The following is an 18206-nucleotide window of genomic DNA, read 5'->3' on the forward strand; positions in this document are numbered from 1 at the left end:
GCCATGCACCCGCAGATCGACAGGAACAAGGTCGCCCTCATCACCGGCGCTGCCAGCGGCATCGGCCAGGCGCTGGCCGTGGCCTACGCGCAGGCCGGCGTTGCCGTGGCCGGCAGCTACTACCCGCAGGACCCGCACGATCCCGGCCAGACCCGGGACCTTGTCGAGCGCGCGGGCGGGCGGTGCGTGATGGAGGCGGTCGATGTGGGCGATGCCGAGCAGGTCGAGCACCTGGCCCGCGTCGCCGTGGACCGCTTCGGCCGGCTGGACTTCGCCGTCGCCAATGCAGGTTTGCTGCGCCAGGCGGCCCTGGTCGAGATGAGCGATGCGCAGTGGCAGGAGGTCATCAACATCGACCTGGGCGGCGTCATGCGCACCTTCCGGGCCAGCGCGCGCCACATGGCGGCGGGCGGGGCCATGGTGGCCGTCTCCTCCATTGCAGGCGGCGTCTACGGCTGGGAGCAGCATGCCCACTATGCGGCCGCCAAGGCAGGCGTGCCCGGGCTGTGCCGCGCCGTGGCCATGGAACTGGCACCGCGCGGCATACGCTGCAACGCCGTGATTCCGGGCCTGATCGAGACGCCGCAGTCGCTGGACCCGGTCAACTCGCTGGGCCCGGCGGGCCTGGCGCAGGCGGCAAAAAGCATTCCGTTGGGGCGTGTCGGGCAGGCCCGAGAAATCGCTGCCCTGATCCGTTTCCTGACCAGCGACGAGGCCTCCTACGTCACCGGCCAATCCATCATTGCCGACGGCGGCCTGACCGTGCGCTGGCCCAGTTGAGGACATTCGACATGAACACCTCCAAGCCACTGGACGGCCGCCGCGCCGTCGTGACAGGCGCCGGCAGCGGCATCGGCGAGGCCATTGCCCTGGCCTATGCGCAGGCCGGCGCGCGGCTGCTGCTGGCCGACATCGATGCCGCGCGGGCCGAGGACGTGGCCCGGCGCTGCCGCGCGCTGGGCACGCAGGCCGAGACCGTCATCGGCGACGTGGGCGACGAGTCCACGGCCCACCGCATCATCGACCGCTGCGTGCAGGCCTTCGGCGGCATCGACATCCTGGTCAACAACGCCGGCATGCTCACCCAGTCGCGCTGTGCCGACATGTCCACCGCGATGTGGGACGAGATGCTGCGCGTGGACCTGCGCAGCGTCTTCCTGTGCGCGCGGCGCGCAGTGCCCCACATGCAGGCCCAGCGCTGGGGACGCATCATCAGCATCGCATCGCAGCTGGGCATCAAGGGCGGCGTGGAGCTGAGCCACTATGCGGCGGCCAAGGCCGGCGTGATCGGCTTCACCAAGTCGCTGGCGCTGGAAGTGGCACCCGACAATGTCCTGGTCAACGCCATTGCCCCCGGCCCCATCGCCACGCCGCTGGTCGACGGCATCAGCGCGGACTGGAAGCGCGCCAAGGAGGCCAGCCTGCCGCTGGGCCGCTTCGGCCGCGCCGACGAGGTGGCGCCCACGGCCGTGCTGCTGGCCTCCGACCCCGGCGGCAATCTGTATGTGGGGCAGACGCTGGGGCCCAATTCCGGCGATGTCATGCCGTGAAAAGAAGCACCCCCTGAGTCGCTTCGCGCCTTCCCCCTCTCTTCGGAGGGGGGCGTACGGGCAGCCGGCGACACCCTCGGTGCGGGGCGGCGCGGCCGGCATAGGCCCTTCCTCGGTGTCTCTGCTCTTTGGCTGCGCCAGTTTCGCAGGCGGCTCCATTCGCAACCGAAAGGGTTTCTGTCATGTGTGGAATGTGCGGTTTGCTGCAGGGCTCCGGCCACTGGAGCCAGGCGCCGGCCGGATCGGCCGGGCGACGCCAGCGGCTGATTCAGATTGCGCGCGCCAACCGGCTGCTGGCGCTGTGGCGGCTGCGGCTCAGCGACTTCCACGGCCAGTCCTACCTGCTGCAGGGGCCTACGGGCGCCAGCGTCCTGGTGCCCGACTTCGGTGCGTTGTGGCCCGCGGCCGAGCGACTGCTGGCACGCGAGCTGGATCCGCTGGCCATGCCCTGGCCGCAACCGGAGCAGGCGCCATGACCGGCGATGCACGCCTGCCCGTGGGCGTGCTCACGGGCTCTCTGGGCAGCGGCAAGACCACGCTGCTCAGGCAATGGCTGCAGGACTCTCCCGCTGCCGATACCGCCGTGCTGATCAACGAATTCGGCGCCGTGGGGCTGGACCATCTGCTGGTGGGCCGCATCGACGCCGACACGGTGCTGCTGGACAACGGCTGCATTTGCTGCGCCATCCGCGGCGAACTCAAGGAGGCGCTGTGGCGGCTGCACCAGCGCCGCGAGCGCGGCGAGCTGCCTGCGTTCCAGCGCGTGCTGATCGAAACCACGGGCCTTGCCGCGCCCGGCCCGGTGATCGCCACCCTCATTGGGGACGCGCAATTGCGCCAGGTCTTCAGGCCCGCCCATGTCGCCACCGTGGTCGATGCCCTGCACGCGGCCACGCATGCGCAGCGGCCCGAATGGCAGGCCCAGGTCGCCGCCGCCGACCGGCTGTACCTGAGCAAGACCGACCTGGCCCGGCCGCAGGACGCCGAGGCGCTGTGCGCGCAGCTTGCCAGGCTCAATCCGCTGGCCGTGCTCGGCAACAGCCGCCAGGCGCTGCCGGCCTGGCAGGAGCAGCCCGTGCAGGAGAGCAATTGGCTGGCACGCGCCATTGCAGGCACGCCTCGCAGCCGCAAGGGCCAGGAGCCGCACGGCAGCATCCAGGCCTTCTGCCTGGAACTCGACGGCCCCGTGGACTGGTGTGCGCTGACGCTGTGGCTGACCTGGCTGCTGCACCGCCATGGCGAGCGGGTGCTGCGGCTCAAGGGGCTCGTGGCCGTGGCCGCCGAAGGATGGCCGCAGGGGCAGCCGACGGTGCTGCACGGCATGGGCCATCTGATGCATGCGCCCGAGCATCTGGCCGAATGGCCCGGTGGCGACGGCCGCTCGCGCCTGGTCTTCATCGCCTCGGGGCTCAACGGGCAGCAGGTGGACGACTCCTGGCAGTCGTTCCAGCGTTTCTTCGCGCAGGACAATGGGGCGCAACCCGGCGCCGCACCCGGCCCGGCCGCCTTCCATTGACAAGGAACACCCCATGCGCAAGAACATGCCTGAACTGCGGGTACTGGGCACCTCGGTGACGCTGACCGAGGCCATGCGCCGCCGCGCCGAGCAGGACCTGGGCCTGCGCATCCGCTTCGAGGTGCTCGACGGCTTCGACGCGCAGCGCCAGGCCGTCATGCGCCAGGACAGCTTCGATCTCTACGACCAATGGTTCCACAGCCTGGACTGCCTGTGGCCGACAGGGGCGCTGCAACCCATAGACATCGGCAGGCTGGCGCATTGGGACGAGGTCAACGCCCTGCCCAAGACCGGGCGCATCACGCCGCAGGCGGCCCTGGGCGCGGGCTGCAACCCGGCCATGCGCCTGTACGTGCAGGCCGATGGCACCCTGGGCGGCACGCCCGCATCGCGCATCAGCATGCTGCCGCTGACGCACAACGCCGACAGCTTCGTCTACCTGCCCGCCGCCGTGCCGGAGCTGTTCGCGCAGACCGAGGAGAGCTGGTCGTGGCTGCTGTCTCCCGCCTGCCGTGGCCGTGCGGCCCTGCAGGCGGATGCGGCCATCGGCGCGCTGGATGCGGCCCTGGCCCTGCAGGCCGGCGGCGACATGCGTTTTGGCGACATCAGCAACCTGGGACTGGAGGAGATCGACCAGATGATGGCCCTGCTGCTGCAGCGGCAGGAGTCGGAGCAGTTCCGGGGCTTCTGGGGCAACTACGCCGATGCGGCGCGGCTGATGATCGATGCCGGCGTCGCCATACAAAGCCACTGGTCGCCGGCCATCGCCCACTACCGCGCGGCGGGGCTGGACTACCGGCTGGCCTGCCCGCGCGAAGGATACCGGGCCTGGTACGGCGGCCTGGGCATCTCCAGCCAGGCCAGGGGCGAAACGCTGGATGCCGCCTACCGCTACCTGAACTGGTGGCAGTCCGGCTGGCCCGGTGCGGCGATGGCACGGCAGGGCTACTACATCTCCAACCCGCTGCGCAGCCGCGAGCACCTGCGCGCCAGCGAATGGGACTATTGGTACGCCGGCCTGCCTGCCGCCGAGGACCTGCGGGGCACCGACGGCCAGGTCGTGATCCCGCGCGGCAGCGTGCGCGACGGCGGTTCCTACGAGCAGCGCCTGGGCCACATCGCCGTCTGGAACACCGTCATGGACGAGCACAACTACCTGGTGCGCCAATGGGCCACGCTGCTGCGCCGCGCCCGCCCCTTATAGTCCTGCCGGATACCGGCCCCCTTTGCGGCGGCCGGTGCACAGGTACATGCAGATGAAGCAGGAATGACAAGAGCCACCCCAGCACCCACGCAGCTTGCCCGCGACGAGGAAGCAGGCCCCGGCGAATCCGGTGAATCCGGCGATCCCGGCGAACGCCGGCTGCGCTATGAACTGATACGCCAGCGCCTGCGCGGGGCCATCGTCGAGCAGCGGATCGAGCCCGGCCTGGTGCTGCTGGAGGGGCCGGTGGCCAAGGTCTTCGGCACCAGCCGCATACCCGTGCGCAAGGCCTTCGAGCTGCTGCATGCCGAAGGGCTGCTGTGCACCTTCGACGGACGCGGCTACCTGGTGGCCCGGCCCGGGCAGGCCGTGCAGCCCCAGCGCCTGCCGCTGGACGCGCGGGCCCTGGGCCTGGAGGAGGGCAACGCCACCATCCACATCCCCTCGGAAAGCGAGCGCATCCACGACGAGCTGGAGCAGACCATCTCCATCGCCATGATCTTCGGGCGCTTCCAGATCGACGAAAGCGCGGCCATGGAGCACTTCAACGTGAACCGCGTGGCCCTGCGCGAGGTGCTGAGCCGGCTCGTGGACCGGGGACTGGTGGACAAGAGCACCTATGCCTCCTGGCGCGTGGCGGCGTTGACGGCACGCGCGGTGAACCAGGACTTCGAGCTGCTGGCGCTGCTGGCGCCCGCGGCGCTGCGCGAAAGCGGCCCGCGCCTGGACAGGGATATGCTCGCAGACCTGCGCCGCCGCCTGCACGCCCCCGCCGCACCGCAAGCGCAGGAGCTTTTGCGGCTGGAGCAGCACCTGCACGGCGCCTTGCTGGCACGGCATCCCAACCACAAGCTGGTGGGCATGCTGCAGCAGTGCCAGATGCCGTGGCTGATCCACAGCACCTTTGACCGCATGTTCCCGCAGTCGCCCAACCCGCCCCTGCTCGAGAACTGCCGCCAGGTCATCGACGCCCTGTGGGATGGTGAGTACGAGCGGGCCGCGCAGGCGCTGCAGGACTACCTGGCCCAGGCACGCAAGCGCGCCCAGCTGCAGCTCAAGGTCCTGTCCGTGCTGCCCGAGGCGCAGCTGCCGGCCTATCTGGTGCGGCAGTCGTGACCCCCTGGGGGACGGCATCGGGCCAGGCAGGGCCGAAGCGGACAAGACTGCGACCGGTGCGCCTGGTTGCATGTGCAACCACCGGTTTGCGCCGGGTTCACCGGGCGTTTACGCAAGCGCGGCATATTGGGCGGCCGACAGGGAACCGCAGGGCCCCACAGGTACCGAAGGACCGCACCGAAAGACCGCACCGATGAATGCCCTGCGCATCAGCACCACCGTCTTCACCGAAGCCAGATTCTGGAGCCTGGTGGTTTTCTCGGTCGTTCTTCCCTGCGCCATCTACGCCGCCCTGCTGGCCAAGCGCAGCATCTCGCGCACCACGGTGCTGCTGTTCGGGCTGGCCCTGGTGGCCATGGCGGGGGTGGATGTCTACCTGCTGCAAAGCCTGGCCTCGGCGGCCAAGGCGACGCCTTCGCTGTCCGACAACACCCTCTTCGTCTCCGAGCTGTCCACGGCGCTGTACCTGCTGCCGGCCATGATTGGCGGCATCGGCGTGAACATGACCTCGCATGTGCTGATACAGCATCTGTTCGATGCGGAGCGCCGCTTCGACAGCAACCGCCACAACGAGAACACCTGAGCTGCGCCAGGCTCAGCCCATCACGTCCTCGGAGAAAAGCTGCCAGCGCCCGCCCGTCTTGCGCCAGTACTGGCGCAGCGGCAGGCCTTCGGCAAAGGACTTGCTGCTGGCGCGCAGGTTGACCACGCGGATCTCGCCCTTGGCGTCCTTCCAGGAATAGATGGACAGGTCCTGCAGCGTCACGCCGGGGCGGTTGAGGTAGGCGGCCAGCCGCTCCTGTGATGTGCGCGAGGCCGGCGACTGCAGCAGGTCGGGCGCGTAGAGGGCGGCCAGCTTGCGCGGGTCCGCACCGTTCCAGGCGCTCTTCCAGTCGTCGATGACGCGCACGAAGGCGTCTGCCGCCTTCTGCTGGGCCTGGGCCTTGGGGGCCACCCATTGCAGCTTTTCGCGGATCAGCACCGGCGTCTGCCGGTCCACGGTCTGCATGAGCAAGGTGAGATCGGGGTTGGCCAGCACCAGGCAGCCATCGCTGGCCTCGGGCGCCCGCGAGAACTGGTCGGGCGGCGAGCCATGCAGCCAGATGCCGCTGCCCGAGCGGCCCACGGCCTTGTCCCAGTCATTGGGAAAGTTCACCGTGAGCGCACCCTTGCCATAGAACTCCGGCAGACGGGGCCCGGGAATGTGGCGGCCCACGAAGTAGATGCCCAGCGGCGTGCGCTGGTCGCCTTCCTGCCATTTGTCGGTGCCCAGCTTGCCCACGGAGACATAGAAGTCCCCCAGCAGCCGCAGCCCGCCTGCCTCATGGGCGAACAGGTACAGCCGCGACTTGCTGGCGTCGATGGCAATGGCATGCCGCACGGATGCGCCCAGCATCAAAAACTCGCCGGGAACGGAACCCGCAGGCGGCGCGCCGCTGTCCGCCTGCAGGCGGCGCTTGAGTTCGTTTTGCAGATCCTGCAGCTGCGCCTGCGCGGGACTGGCCGGACCCTCCAGCCGTGTGACGCTGCCCACGGACAGGTTGTGCCGCACCAGCACGCCCTGGCCCGGATGGCTGGGAGCGGCGGACGCAGCCACGGGCGTGCCCGCCAGCACCTCGCCGGCACGGCCGGTCTTGAAGCGCAGCAGGTCTGCATACACCAGCTGGGCTGCGCGGAAATTGGGGACTTCGGCGGTGAGATCGGCGGCCGCCTTCAGGGCGCCATCCAGATCCCGCTGCTCCACCTGGCGGATGATGGCCAGCAGGCGGGCCTCCGCCTGGCTTTGCGAGCCGGCCGCCGCCTTGGCATGGCCTGCCGTGGCAGCAGCGCCGCCTGCCGTGGCCGCCACCGCAGCGGCGGCCACGGCCGTCTTGCCCGACGCCGAGCGCAGCCTGGCTGCGCCGGCCTTGCCGGTCTTGCTGGTCTTGCCCGTTGCAGGCTTGGCGGATGCCGTCTTGGAGGCCTTGGCCGGCTTGGCGTAGGCCGCCGTGCCGAACGACATCGTGGACAGAGCGGCCAGCAGCACGGCCACGCCGGCGGCCCGCGCATGCAGGCGCAGCAAGCCGGCGGATGACCGTGCCAGGGGGCGCGCTCTTTCAGGCATCAGGAACCGGTTCCTTCGTGGGTGATGCGCCATTGTCCCTTTTCGCGCTGCATGCGCAGGGTCTTGCGGGTCGTGGTCTTGAGCGCACCCGATGCGTAGTACTGGCGGAACTGGGCCGTGGCCTTGTCGCCGTCCACGGTCACCTTGAGGTCGCGCACGGTGACGACGATGGTGGTGCGTCCGACAATGCGCTGGCGGCGCTGTTCCTTCCACTTGGCCAGGCTGCTGCCATCGGCCGGGGAGAAGTGGTCGCTGTAGGCGTCCAGGTAGCGGTCCATGTCCTGTCCGGCCCAGGCGGTGGACCAGGCCTTGACGGCGGCCTCCACTTCCTGCGCTGCGGCCGACTGGGCCGCCTTCTTCTCGTCGACGGCAGGCGCTGCCTTGGCGGGCTCGGCGGCGGCCACAGCGGCGGCGGCAGGGGCCGCAGCGGTGGTCACGGCGGCGGCCTTGGCCGCAGCCTGCCTGGCTTCCTCGGCAGCGCGCGCCTTGTCCTGTGCGGCCTGGGCAGCCTTCTCCTGGGCCAGCCTGGTCTCGGCGGCCTTGGCTTCCGCTGCCTTGGCCTCCGCTGCCTTGGCCTGGGCCAGCTTGGCCTCCGCTGCCTTGGCCTCCGCTGCCTTGGCCTCCGCTGCCTTGGCCTCTGCGGCCTTGGCTTCTGCGGCCTTGGCCTGCGCTGCCTTGGCATCGGCCGCCTTCACTTCAGCGGCCTTGAATTCGGCGGCCTTGGCCTCTGCCGCCTTGGTCTCGGCGGCGCGGGCCTCGGCCAGCTTGGCGTCGGATTCGCGGGCCTTGGCATCGGCCGCCTTGGCATCGGCGACCTTGGTCGAGGCAGCTGCAGCCTGGACCGTCTTTCCCTGGGCGCCACCTTGCTTGGGGAAGATCTGCGTGATCAGGGCCAGCTTGGGCTGGATGGCCTGGCGCGATCCGTCCAGCTGCAAGGCCTTGGCATAGGCATCGCTGGCCATGCGCGCATACAGGTCGCCCAGGTTCTCATGCGCCGTGGCGTAGCTGGGGTTGGTGCGAATGGCCTGCTCCAGCACTTCCGAGGCCTTGCGTTCCTGGCCTTCGGCGGCGTACAGCACGGCCAGGTTGTTGTAGGGCTCGGGCAGGCTGGGGTAGTCACGGGTCAACGCCGTGAAGATCTTGATGGCCTGGGCGTTCTGGCGCTGCTCCGCGGCGATCACGCCCTGCAGAAAGCGCATCTGCACATCGGCCGGGTTTTGCTTGAGATAGGCCTCGGCCTGCTTGGCGGCCTGGGGCGCCTTGCCCTGCTCCAGCAGCCGTGAGACCTCGTCCACCGCCTCCTGCGATGCATGGGCAAACGCCCCGCACAAAGCCGCCCCCAGACTGAAGGCGGCAATGGCCACGGGCCGGGCTATCCGCAAATAGGTACGACCCGGCACTCGCGACGGAACTCTGGACGAAATCAGCATATGGGCGCTCTCTACGCAATGAAAGTTGGAAGACGGGCCTGTTCGCTTTTGGGCTTACTGCATGCGCCGATACACGCCTGCAGCCAAAAGCCAGCGATTTTATAGGCGAAAGCCATCTTGCCCCGCTGCATGGGCCCGCGAGTCAAGGGCCATGAAACATGGCGCGGCACCGGCGCCCGAGTAACGGAGCAGACCCGGCAGCGTTACGTAACGTGTGCCGTAACAGACCCTTGATGAGACATTGTGATCAATAGATAAATCCATACAAATCAATATCTTAGGATGATTCCTAGGCCATCCGGACCTGCAGCGTGCACGTGGCATGCATGTTGCACAAAAGGGCTCGACAGATTTTTCACGGCTTCCAAGCCACCGTCTGACCTTGTCGTCTCAACCCTTGTCTGGAGAGAGTAAATGACCGCCCAATCGATGCAGCCCACCGGCAACACCACCGTCAGCCCCGTGCAGTTCGGTGACCCGCAGCCCTCCAGCGTTGTGCTTGCGCAGCTCAATACGTCGAACATGCAGCCCGGCGCAGCCGCAGCGGTCATGCCCCGGGGCACGCCTCCCGCCACGCTGTCCCAGGTCAGCCCGGGCGTGCAGATCGTGCGCAATGGGGAAACCCTGATGGCCCAGCCGGGCAGTGCCCTGCAGGTCGGCGACAAGATCATCGTGCCCGCCGATGGCAGCGCCAAGGCGCTGTTCCAGGGCAAGGACGGCCAGACCCTGGTCGGCACCTTCGAGGGCGGCACCCAGGCCACGCTGGCCCAGCGCGAGGGTGATGGCGCAGGCGCCATGGTGCTGGACCTGGCATCTGGCAACGTCCAGGTGGCGCCCGCCAGTGACGGTGACGCCGTGGGCCTGATCGTGACCAAGGAAAGCGCCGCAGCCGCAGCCGGCGGCTCCGTGCTCAGCGACTTCCTGCTGGCCGGCCTGATCGGCGCGGGCGGCGTGGGCCTGATCGCCGCAGCCAGCAACGACGACGACGACCCAGCCCCCCCGGTGCCGACCGATCCCACGAATCCGACCAACCCCACGGATCCCACGAATCCGACCAATCCCACGAACCCGACCAACCCGACCAATCCGACGGATCCCACCAACCCGACGAATCCTACGAATCCTACGAATCCCACGGATCCGACGAACCCTACGAACCCTACGAACCCCACCAATCCTACGAACCCCACCAATCCGACCAACCCCACGGATCCCACGAACCCGACCAATCCTACGAACCCGACCAATCCGACCAACCCCACGGATCCCACGAACCCGACCAACCCCACGAACCCGACCAACCCCACGAACCCGACCAATCCGACCAACCCCACGGATCCCACGAACCCGACCAACCCCACGAATCCGACCAATCCGACCAACCCCACGGATCCCACGAACCCGACCAACCCCACGGATCCCACGAACCCGACCAATCCTACGAACCCCACCAATCCGACCAACCCCACGGATCCCACGAACCCGACCAATCCTACGAACCCCACCAATCCGACCAACCCCACGGATCCCACCAACCCGACCAACCCCACCAATCCCACGGACCCGACGAACCCGACCAATCCGACCAATCCCACGGACCCCACCAATCCGACGGATCCCACGGACGGCCACGGCCTGATCACCTCCGTGCAGGACGTGGTGGGTGCGCTGTCCGGTGGCACGGTCGCCGGCCCGGTGGGCAACCTGATCGATACGCTGGTCAATCCCGGCAGCGGCACGCTGTCCGGGGTGACAGGCCTGCTGGAGAGCCTGACCAGCACCAATGGCGGGCCGCTGGGCGTGCTCACCGAGCTGGTGGACGGCCTGGTCAACATCCAGAACCAGGGCCTGGAGCCCCTGATCAGCACCCTCAATGAGCTGCTCAAGGGCCTGGATGAAGCGGGCTCCGGCGGCTCCATCGGCACGGTAGTGGACAACGTGCTCGGCGGCCTGCTCGACGAAGACGGCGCGCTGGGCGGCCTGCTCGCCGGCGTGGGTGGCCTGCTGGGCGGCCTGGTGGGCGGCGGAACGGGCAACCCGCCCGGTACGCCTGACAGCGGGGTGGTCACGTCCGTGCAGGACGTCGTGGACGGCCTGCTGGGCGGCACGGTGGCAGCGCCTGTGGGCCAGTTGCTGGATGCCCTGGCCAATCCCACGGACGGACTGCTGTCCACCGTGACCGGCGCGCTGGAGAACCTGACCAATGTCGAGGGCGGCCCCCTGGGTGTGCTGACCGAACTGGTCAACGGCCTCACCCAGGTGGACGGCGAAGGCCTGGCCCCGGTGATCGGCACGCTCAACGAGCTGATTGCCGGCCTGGGCAACGGCCTGGGCGAAGATGGGCTCGGCGGACTGGTCGGCAGCCTGCTGGGTGGATTGGTGCCCGGCGGCGGCACGGGTGGCGGCACGGGAGAAGGCCTGGTCACCACGGTCCAGGACGTGGTGGACGGCCTGCTCGGCGGCACCGTCGCAGCCCCTGTGGGCCAACTGCTGGACGCGCTGGCCAATCCCACCGATGGAACGGCCTCGGTCGTCACCGGCCTGCTGGAAGGCCTGACCAGCGTGGACGGTGGCCCCCTGGGCGTGCTGACCGAGCTGGTCAACGGCCTGACCCAGGTGGACGGCCAGGCCCTGCAGCCCGTGATCGGAACCCTCAACGGCCTGATTGCCGGCCTGGGCAGCGGCCTGGGTGAAGGCGGCATCGGTGAACTGGTCGACGGCCTGCTGGGCGGCCTGATCCCGGGCGGCACGGGAGGCGGCAGCGGTGACGGCCTGGTCACCACGGTCCAGGACGTGGTGGACGGCCTGCTCGGCGGCACCGTCGCAGCCCCTGTGGGCCAACTGCTGGACGCGCTGGCCAATCCCACCGATGGAACGGCCTCGGTCGTCACCGGCCTGCTGGAAGGCCTGACCAGCGTGGACGGCGGCCCCCTGGGCGTGCTGACCGAACTGGTCAATGGACTGACCCAGGTCGATGGCCAGGCACTGCAGCCCGTGATCGGAACCCTCAACGGCCTGATTGCCGGCCTGGGCAGCGGCCTGGGTGAAGGCGGCATCGGCGAGCTGGTCAGCGGCCTGCTGGGCGGTGACAGTGGCCTGCTGGGCGGCGTCCTTGGCGACGATGGCCTGGTCGGCGGCTTGCTGGGCGGTGACGGTGGCCTGCTGGGTGGCGTGCTTGGCGAAGACGGCCTGGTCGGCGGCCTGCTGGGCGGCCTGGTTCCGGGCGGCGGCACAGGCAGCGGCGACGGCCTTGTCACCACGGTGCAGAACACCGTTGGCGACCTGCTCGGTGGCACGGCCGGAGCGCCTGTGGGCCAGGTACTGGATGCGCTGATCGACCCCGGCACCGGCGCACTGTCCGTGGTCACGGGTCTGGTGGAAGGCGTGACCCAGGTCAACGGAGTTCCGCTGGGTGTGGTGACGGACCTGGCCAACGGTCTGACGCAGGTCCCGGGCCAGGCACTGCAGCCGGTGATCGGCACCGTCAATGGCGTGCTGGCCGGCCTGACCGGCGGCGATGGCCTGCTGGGTGGTGTGGTCGGCGGTGACGGCGGCCTGCTGGGCGGCGTCCTTGGCGACGACGGCCTGGTCGGTGGCTTGCTCGGCGGTGACGGCGGCTTGCTGGGTGGCGTGCTTGGCGATGACGGCCTGGTCGGTGGTTTGCTGGGCGGTGACGGCGGCCTGCTGGGTGGCGTGCTCGGCGACGACGGCGTGGTCGGCGGCTTGCTCGGCGGTGACGGCGGCCTGCTGGCCGGCGTGCTTGGCGACGACGGCCTGGTCGGTGGCTTGCTCGGCGGTGACGGCGGCCTGCTGGGCGGCGTGCTCGGCGACGACGGCCTGGTCGGTGGCTTGCTCGGCGGTGACGGCGGCTTGCTGGGCGGCGTGCTCGGCGACGACGGCCTGGTCGGCGGCTTGCTCGGCGGTGACGGCGGCCTGCTGGGCGGCGTGCTTGGCGACGACGGCCTGGTCGGTGGCTTGCTCGGCGGTGACGGCGGCTTGCTGGGTGGCGTGCTCGGCGACGACGGCCTGGTCGGCGGCCTGCTGGGCGGTGACGGCGGCCTGCTGGGTGGCGTGCTCGGCGACGACGGCCTGGTCGGTGGCCTGCTCGGCGGCGACGGCGGCCTGCTGGGTGGCGTGCTCGGCGAGGACAGCCTGGTCGGCGGGCTGCTGGGCGGCCTGGTTCCGGGTGGCGGCACAGGCAGCGGCGAAGGCCTGGTCACCACGGTGCAGAACACCGTCGATGACCTGCTCGGCGGCACGGCCGGAGCGCCTGTGGGCCAGGTGCTGGATGCGGTGATCAACCCCGGCACCGGCGCCCTGTCCGTGGTCACGGGCCTGGTCGAAGGCGTGACCCAGGTGAACGGCGGCCCGCTGGGCGTGGTGACGGACCTGGCCAACGGCCTGACGCAGGTCCAGGGCCAGGCACTGCAGCCGGTGATCGGCACCGTCAACGGCGTGCTGGCCGGTCTGACGGGAGGCGACGGCCTACTGGGCGGCGTGGTTGGCGGCGTGGCTGGCGGCGTGGTCGGCGGCGACGGTGGCCTGCTGGGTGGCCTCACGGGCGACACCGGCCTGGTCGGCGGCCTGCTCGACACCGTGGCTGGCGACAACGGCATCGTTGGCGGCCTGCTCGGCGGCGACGGTGGCCTGCTGGGCGGCCTCACGGGCGACACCGGCCTGGTCGGCGGCCTGCTCGACACCGTGGCCGGCGACAACGGCATCGTTGGCGGCCTGCTCGGCGGCGACGGTGGCCTGCTGGGCGGCCTCACGGGCGACACCGGCCTGGTCGGCGGCCTGCTCGACACTGTGGCCGGCGACAACGGCATCGTTGGCGGCCTGCTGGAGACCGTGGCCGGCGACAACGGCATCGTCGGCGGGCTGCTCGGCGGCGACGGTGGCCTGCTGGGCGGCCTCACGGGCGACACCGGACTGGTCGGCGGCCTGCTGGAGACCGTGGCCGGTGACAACGGCGTCGTCAGCGGCGTGCTGGACACGGTGGCCGGCGACAACGGCATCGTCAGCGGCGTGCTCGACACCGTGGCTGGCGACAACGGCATCGTCAGCGGTGTGGTCAACACGGTCGTCGGCGACAACGGCATCGTCAGCGGACTGCTGTGTGGCGGCAGCAGTGGCGGTGGCCTGCTGGGCGGGCTGCTGGGGGGATCGTCCGGTGGCGGACTGCTCGGAGGCCTTCTGGGCGGCACTTCGCAAGCGGCAACGGCCTCTGCGGCCGAGCTGGATCCGATTGCCACCTCCATCAGCAGCCATGCCAGCAGCACGGCCGATGCAGCAGCCAGCGTGTTGACGCAGCAGTTGCACCACAACGCCCTGCTGTGAGCTGCAGCGGCGCCTGCGGGCGCCGCATTCCTTCCCTGCGCCGCCGCCTCGCGGTGGCGGCGCACGTCCCAGGAGATTTTCCATGTCACACACTCTCAGGCTGTGCACCATCGTGCTGCTGGCCGCAGGCCTGGCCGCCTGCGGTTCCACCGCCACCACCAGCACGCAGCGTTCCGAACACCACTACGCCTTCGGCAAGGCCCCGGCGCCTGCGCCGGCCAGCTCCGGCGTCGCACCCGTGGTGGCCACGAGCCAGGCCGACCAGCGCGGTCCCGCCAATGTCGCCCACATCGTCTACTTCGACTTTGACGCCTACACCATCCGCAGCAGCGACCGGGCAATCGTGGAAAGCCATGCGCAGTGGCTGCGCAGCAATCCCGGCCGCTCGGTGATGCTGCGCGGCCATACGGACAGGCGCGGCGGCATCGAATACAACCTGGCGCTCGGCCAAAAACGTGCCGACGCGGTGCGCAACAGCCTGCAGCTGCTGGGCGTGAATCCGGCCCGCGTGGAGTCCGTCAGCTACGGCAAGGAGCGGCTGGCCGACGAAGGCACGAGCGAAGACGCCCACCAGCGCAACCGGCGCGTGGAATTCGACTACCGCTGAGCCGCCGCGCTCCGCACTCGCCTGCCGCCGGGCCGCCATGAAAGAACAGATCCGTACGCGGTCAGCGCACCGCAGCCCGGCGTCCCGTCCCCACGGGAAGCGCAGCCTCCCACTGACCTTGACCGAGGCCGAGAGCATGTTGTCGCAGCAATTGGCAAATGGCCTGGAGTACCTGGCACGGCACATGGTGTTGCTGCCCGAGCCCTACCCCGGCTGCATTCTTTTCTTCACGGTGGCGGCCGAGAACAAGGCCGCCTCCGTCTTCCATGTACGCGCCACCACGCTGGAGGCCGCCTGGCGCGAGGGGGCGACCCGCGTGCGCCAGTGGGCCTGGGCCCGCAAGCGCGATGAGGTCGATCTGCGCATCGACTGGGTCCAGGACATCACACCCCTGGAGGCGGACAGTCCCCTGCCCGATTGCCGTGCCTGGACCGAGATGCCCCTGCGCTCCCTTGCCCTGGCCGATGCCAGCCTGGAGCGCGCGCAGTTGCTGCACCCCTTGCTGCCCGATCCGCCCCAGGGTGGGGCTGCCGACGCACCCGATGATGAGCCCCCCCTCCCACGCCCCCTGCATCCCCCCTGCCTGCTGCTGCACCTGCGCGGCATGTACATCAGCGGTGAGCATCCCGCCTTGGCCGTGCCGCGAACCGACCCGCCGCAGCAGCGCCTGTGGCCACACCTCGTGCCCGTGCACGCCGCGGTCCAGCAGCTGCTGGCGCAACAGGGCAAGGAAGGGAGCTGGCCCGGTTGCGAAGACGTGTGCGACCACCTGGGCGTGACCTACGCCCTGCTGCAGGCCCAGCGCCATGCGGGCAGCGCCGCACTGGCGCAGGCCATTGCGCTGGCCATGGGCCACGTGGAGCAGCGGCTGCAGCCGCTGCCCGGCGACTGCCTGTCCGGCGCGCTGGCCATGCTGGTGCTGGCCCGCCACCTGCGCAACAGTTTTGTGCTGGGGCCGGGGGCCGACAGCCAGGCCCGCGCCCGCATTCCGGCGCTGATGGACCCGCTGGCGGAAAGCCTGCTGTCCACCGCGGCCGCGTCGGCCAGCGCCACCAAGGCCGAGGCTGCGGCCCACGCCGATGCATCCCGCAGCGGCCAGCCCCTGCTGAGCTGGGCCGAACTGGCCATGCATGCCTATGCCAGCTCCCGCCCGCCCACCAGCGACAGCCCCACGCTGCGTGCGGCGCGCAGCGCCCTGCCCGAGACGGCCGTCCTGCCCGCCGCCTTCCTGCAGGCCGCGCTGCCGCCGCTGCTGCACATGCCCGGCAGCCCCAATGACCGCCCTGGCGGGCAAGCCGACGACCCCTGCGCTCGCTGGATAGGCATTGCACTGGTCGAAAGCCTGCAGCTCGACGCTGGCCTGGAGCCACAGCCCACGGACCTGCTGCGCCAGTGGCAGATCGGCCTGCAGCGCCATCTGCAGGCCCTGGCCCAGCGCGCCATCTGGCCGGAACAGGCGCTGTACCTGCCGCCCGCCCGGCGCCGCCATGCCGCCTTTGCCGACGCCAGCCTGCGCCAGGTGCTGCAGTCCCCGCGCGAAATCGCCTGGCTGCTGGCATCCAGCCTGGCCGGCCTGGAGCTGCTGGACGCGCTGGCCCAGGCACTGCGTTCGGCTGCCAGCCACGCCGTGGCCGAAACCGAACCGGAGCACGAAACCGAAGGCGAAGGCGAAGGCGAGGCCGTGCCTGCGCAGGCCGGCAATGGCCCGGATGCGGACGGCAGCCCTGCCAGGGCCTGCTTGCCGGGGGCGCGCGACGGCGAGGCCGCGGGCCGGCCGGCTTTCTCGCCCGCGGCCGGGACCCTGTACCCGTCCATGTCCTGGGAAGGCCCTGCACTGGCCGAGCTGATGAACGGACGCTGGCTGGATGCCCCGTCAGCGCAAGGCAGAGGTACCGGCACCTGCTGCGCGGGGCTGGACGCCAGCCGCCTGCACCATCAGCCCGGCGCCGCCGTGCTGGTGCGGCGTGCCGGCATGGCCCTGGGCGTGCAGGCCGCCGCGCTTCCCACGCTGCGGGCCTCGGCCCTGATCAGCAGCAGCCCGCAGGGCCTGCTGCACCATGGCGTGCCCGTGCTGCATGTGCCCGACATACAGGAAGGATTGCGCAGCCTGGCGCAGGCCGCCCGGCGCCGCATCCAGGCGCCCGTGATCGCGGTCAGCGGCTGCGTGGGCAAGACATCCACCCTGGGCATGCTGCGCCAATGCCTGCAGGACGGCGGCGATGCACGGGGCGACGCCCTGCTGTCCCAGGGCACGGCGCTGCAGATGATCAACTGGAGCGAGGCAGCGCCCTGCGCCCTGCTGGAGCTGCCATTGCAGGCACTGCGTGGAGATCTGCCGCTGATTGATCCAGACATTCTGGTTATTACTAATCTTTCAATTAATGACATCCCCAGTACTGGTGATTCCGAGCAGTGCGGACCGGCCGGTCTGTCCGCCTGCCGCAAATACGAGGCGCTGCAGGAAGTCGTGGAAGCCATGCAGCACATGCACAAAGGCAGTGCATTGGTGATCGAACAAGACATAGGTGAAAACCCGTGCATTATTGAGAATGCACAACGCATGGGAATGCGTCTCATCACCTTCGGGCCGCATTCCAATGCGCAGGTCCGTGAAATGGGGTTTCACAATGGAAATCTGCAAATAAGCATAGACAACCGGCGCCTCGGGATTTCCCTGCAATCGGATGGCCACCACATGGCCCGCAATGCTCAGGCCGCGCTGGCCGCCATGCATGCGCTGGGCTATGCGCCTGCACAAGTCCAGGCCTCGCTCGCGCACTGGCGGCCGCTGATCGGCGCCGGCCAGCCGCAGCTGCTGCCTAGTGGAATCTGCCTGCTGGACCATAGCCTGAGCAACCACTTACTGTCCATGCATGCTGCTTTTTCGCAGCTGCAGGAGCACGCCCCCCATGTCAGCCGCAGGCTGATCGTGCTGGCCGGCATACAGCCGGGCCAGGTCAGCATGGACACTGCACAGCTGGCGCTGGAGCCGCTGGTGCGCGCGGCCCAGGCCCGGCGCGTACTGCTGTACGGCGAGCCGCTGCGGCAGCTGGCGGCGGCGCTGGCAGATCTTCTGCACGTCAATTGGTATGACGATCTCAATCAATTGATCTGTTCACTTCTTCGCACAACCCATAAAGGCGACACGGTTTTGTTGGCAGGCCGCGCCACTACCAATCTGGCCCTGGCCGCAGATGCCATACGAGACAGTTTCAGTGGACACGGGGCCCACCTAATAGCATCCAGCCCCGCCATCCGCTTTGATCCACATCAAAATCAAATGAACATGCATTATTGATTGAATAAAACTTATAGAGGACTGTATATAACTCGCTACAGTAT

Annotated in this window: 12 protein-coding genes; 10 read left to right on the forward strand and 2 right to left on the reverse strand. The window is 69.5% G+C overall.

The genetic code is table 11. The features are described from left to right. The first annotated feature begins 3 nt into the window (after positions 1–3). The 7 genes from ACF8O7_RS09270 to ACF8O7_RS09300 all read left to right on the forward strand — a co-directional run bounded on the left by ACF8O7_RS09270 (position 4) and on the right by ACF8O7_RS09300 (position 5969). Positions 4–780, forward strand: a complete 777-nt coding sequence (locus ACF8O7_RS09270) for an SDR family NAD(P)-dependent oxidoreductase (RefSeq protein ID WP_126312401.1) — start codon at positions 4–6, stop codon at positions 778–780. A gap of 11 nt (positions 781–791) precedes the next feature. Next, a complete protein-coding gene (locus ACF8O7_RS09275; RefSeq protein WP_070080603.1) occupies positions 792–1550 on the forward strand; it encodes an SDR family NAD(P)-dependent oxidoreductase in 759 nt (252 codons plus the stop codon). A 182-nt stretch (positions 1551–1732) separates the two neighbouring features. After that, positions 1733–2026 (forward strand): hypothetical protein, encoded by a 294-nt coding sequence (locus ACF8O7_RS09280; RefSeq protein ID WP_016449806.1) that lies wholly within the window; start codon positions 1733–1735, stop codon positions 2024–2026. Then, entirely contained in the window at positions 2023–3066 is a 1044-nt protein-coding gene (locus ACF8O7_RS09285; protein ID WP_126312400.1) for a GTP-binding protein, read from the forward strand. The genes ACF8O7_RS09280 and ACF8O7_RS09285 overlap by 4 nt, the downstream gene beginning before the upstream one ends. 13 nt (positions 3067–3079) lie before the next feature. Then, positions 3080–4270: a PotD/PotF family extracellular solute-binding protein gene (locus ACF8O7_RS09290; RefSeq protein ID WP_016449808.1), complete on the forward strand. Its 1191-nt coding sequence runs from the start codon at positions 3080–3082 to the stop codon at positions 4268–4270. Between the two features lie 63 nt (positions 4271–4333). After that, positions 4334–5386: a GntR family transcriptional regulator gene (locus ACF8O7_RS09295; RefSeq protein ID WP_016449809.1), complete on the forward strand. Its 1053-nt coding sequence runs from the start codon at positions 4334–4336 to the stop codon at positions 5384–5386. Positions 5387–5579: 193 nt separating this feature from the next. After that, the gene (locus ACF8O7_RS09300; RefSeq protein ID WP_016449810.1) at positions 5580–5969 is read left to right on the forward strand and encodes a hypothetical protein; all 390 of its coding nucleotides are present in this window, start codon (positions 5580–5582) and stop codon (positions 5967–5969) included. Positions 5970–5981: 12 nt separating this feature from the next. Here ACF8O7_RS09300 and ACF8O7_RS09305 read toward each other — a convergent pair whose 3' ends face one another. Both ACF8O7_RS09305 and ACF8O7_RS09310 read right to left on the reverse strand, forming a co-directional pair. Beyond that, entirely contained in the window at positions 5982–7490 is a 1509-nt protein-coding gene (locus ACF8O7_RS09305) for a murein L,D-transpeptidase family protein (RefSeq protein ID WP_126312399.1), read from the reverse strand. After that, the gene (locus tag ACF8O7_RS09310) at positions 7490–8854 is read right to left on the reverse strand and encodes a tetratricopeptide repeat protein (RefSeq protein ID WP_392443184.1); all 1365 of its coding nucleotides are present in this window, start codon (positions 8852–8854) and stop codon (positions 7490–7492) included. Before ACF8O7_RS09310 ends, ACF8O7_RS09305 begins: the two co-directional genes overlap by 1 nt. A 480-nt stretch (positions 8855–9334) precedes the next feature. On the opposite strand from ACF8O7_RS09310, the gene ACF8O7_RS09315 reads away from it, so the two are divergent. The 3 genes from ACF8O7_RS09315 to ACF8O7_RS09325 all read left to right on the forward strand — a co-directional run bounded on the left by ACF8O7_RS09315 (position 9335) and on the right by ACF8O7_RS09325 (position 18162). Continuing rightward, on the forward strand, positions 9335–14257 hold the full coding sequence (locus tag ACF8O7_RS09315; protein WP_392443186.1) for a hypothetical protein: 4923 nt from the start codon (positions 9335–9337) through the stop codon (positions 14255–14257). Between the two features lie 82 nt (positions 14258–14339). After that, the gene (locus ACF8O7_RS09320; RefSeq protein ID WP_016450685.1) at positions 14340–14864 is read left to right on the forward strand and encodes an OmpA family protein; all 525 of its coding nucleotides are present in this window, start codon (positions 14340–14342) and stop codon (positions 14862–14864) included. Positions 14865–15000: 136 nt separating this feature from the next. Then, positions 15001–18162 (forward strand): Mur ligase, encoded by a 3162-nt coding sequence (locus tag ACF8O7_RS09325; RefSeq protein ID WP_126313057.1) that lies wholly within the window; start codon positions 15001–15003, stop codon positions 18160–18162. Positions 18163–18206: the final 44 nt, after the last annotated feature.

Origin of the sequence: Delftia sp. WSY_16 (assembly GCF_043104415.1) — a bacterium.
GTDB lineage: Bacteria > Pseudomonadota > Gammaproteobacteria > Burkholderiales > Burkholderiaceae_C > Comamonas > Comamonas tsuruhatensis.

Excerpts from the sequence above, each read along its gene's own strand:
- ACF8O7_RS09270 (WP_126312401.1), top strand. The coding sequence starts at position 4 with ATGCACCCGCAGATCGACAGGAACAAGGTCGCCCTCATCACCGGCGCT.
- ACF8O7_RS09275 (WP_070080603.1), top strand. The coding sequence starts at position 792 with ATGAACACCTCCAAGCCACTGGACGGCCGCCGCGCCGTCGTGACAGGC.
- ACF8O7_RS09280 (WP_016449806.1), top strand. The coding sequence starts at position 1,733 with ATGTGTGGAATGTGCGGTTTGCTGCAGGGCTCCGGCCACTGGAGCCAG.
- ACF8O7_RS09285 (WP_126312400.1), top strand. The coding sequence starts at position 2,023 with ATGACCGGCGATGCACGCCTGCCCGTGGGCGTGCTCACGGGCTCTCTG.
- ACF8O7_RS09290 (WP_016449808.1), top strand. The coding sequence starts at position 3,080 with ATGCGCAAGAACATGCCTGAACTGCGGGTACTGGGCACCTCGGTGACG.
- ACF8O7_RS09295 (WP_016449809.1), top strand. The coding sequence starts at position 4,334 with ATGACAAGAGCCACCCCAGCACCCACGCAGCTTGCCCGCGACGAGGAA.
- ACF8O7_RS09300 (WP_016449810.1), top strand. The coding sequence starts at position 5,580 with ATGAATGCCCTGCGCATCAGCACCACCGTCTTCACCGAAGCCAGATTC.
- ACF8O7_RS09305 (WP_126312399.1), bottom strand. The coding sequence starts at position 7,490 with ATGCCTGAAAGAGCGCGCCCCCTGGCACGGTCATCCGCCGGCTTGCTG.
- ACF8O7_RS09315 (WP_392443186.1), top strand. The coding sequence starts at position 9,335 with ATGACCGCCCAATCGATGCAGCCCACCGGCAACACCACCGTCAGCCCC.
- ACF8O7_RS09320 (WP_016450685.1), top strand. The coding sequence starts at position 14,340 with ATGTCACACACTCTCAGGCTGTGCACCATCGTGCTGCTGGCCGCAGGC.
- ACF8O7_RS09325 (WP_126313057.1), top strand. The coding sequence starts at position 15,001 with ATGTTGTCGCAGCAATTGGCAAATGGCCTGGAGTACCTGGCACGGCAC.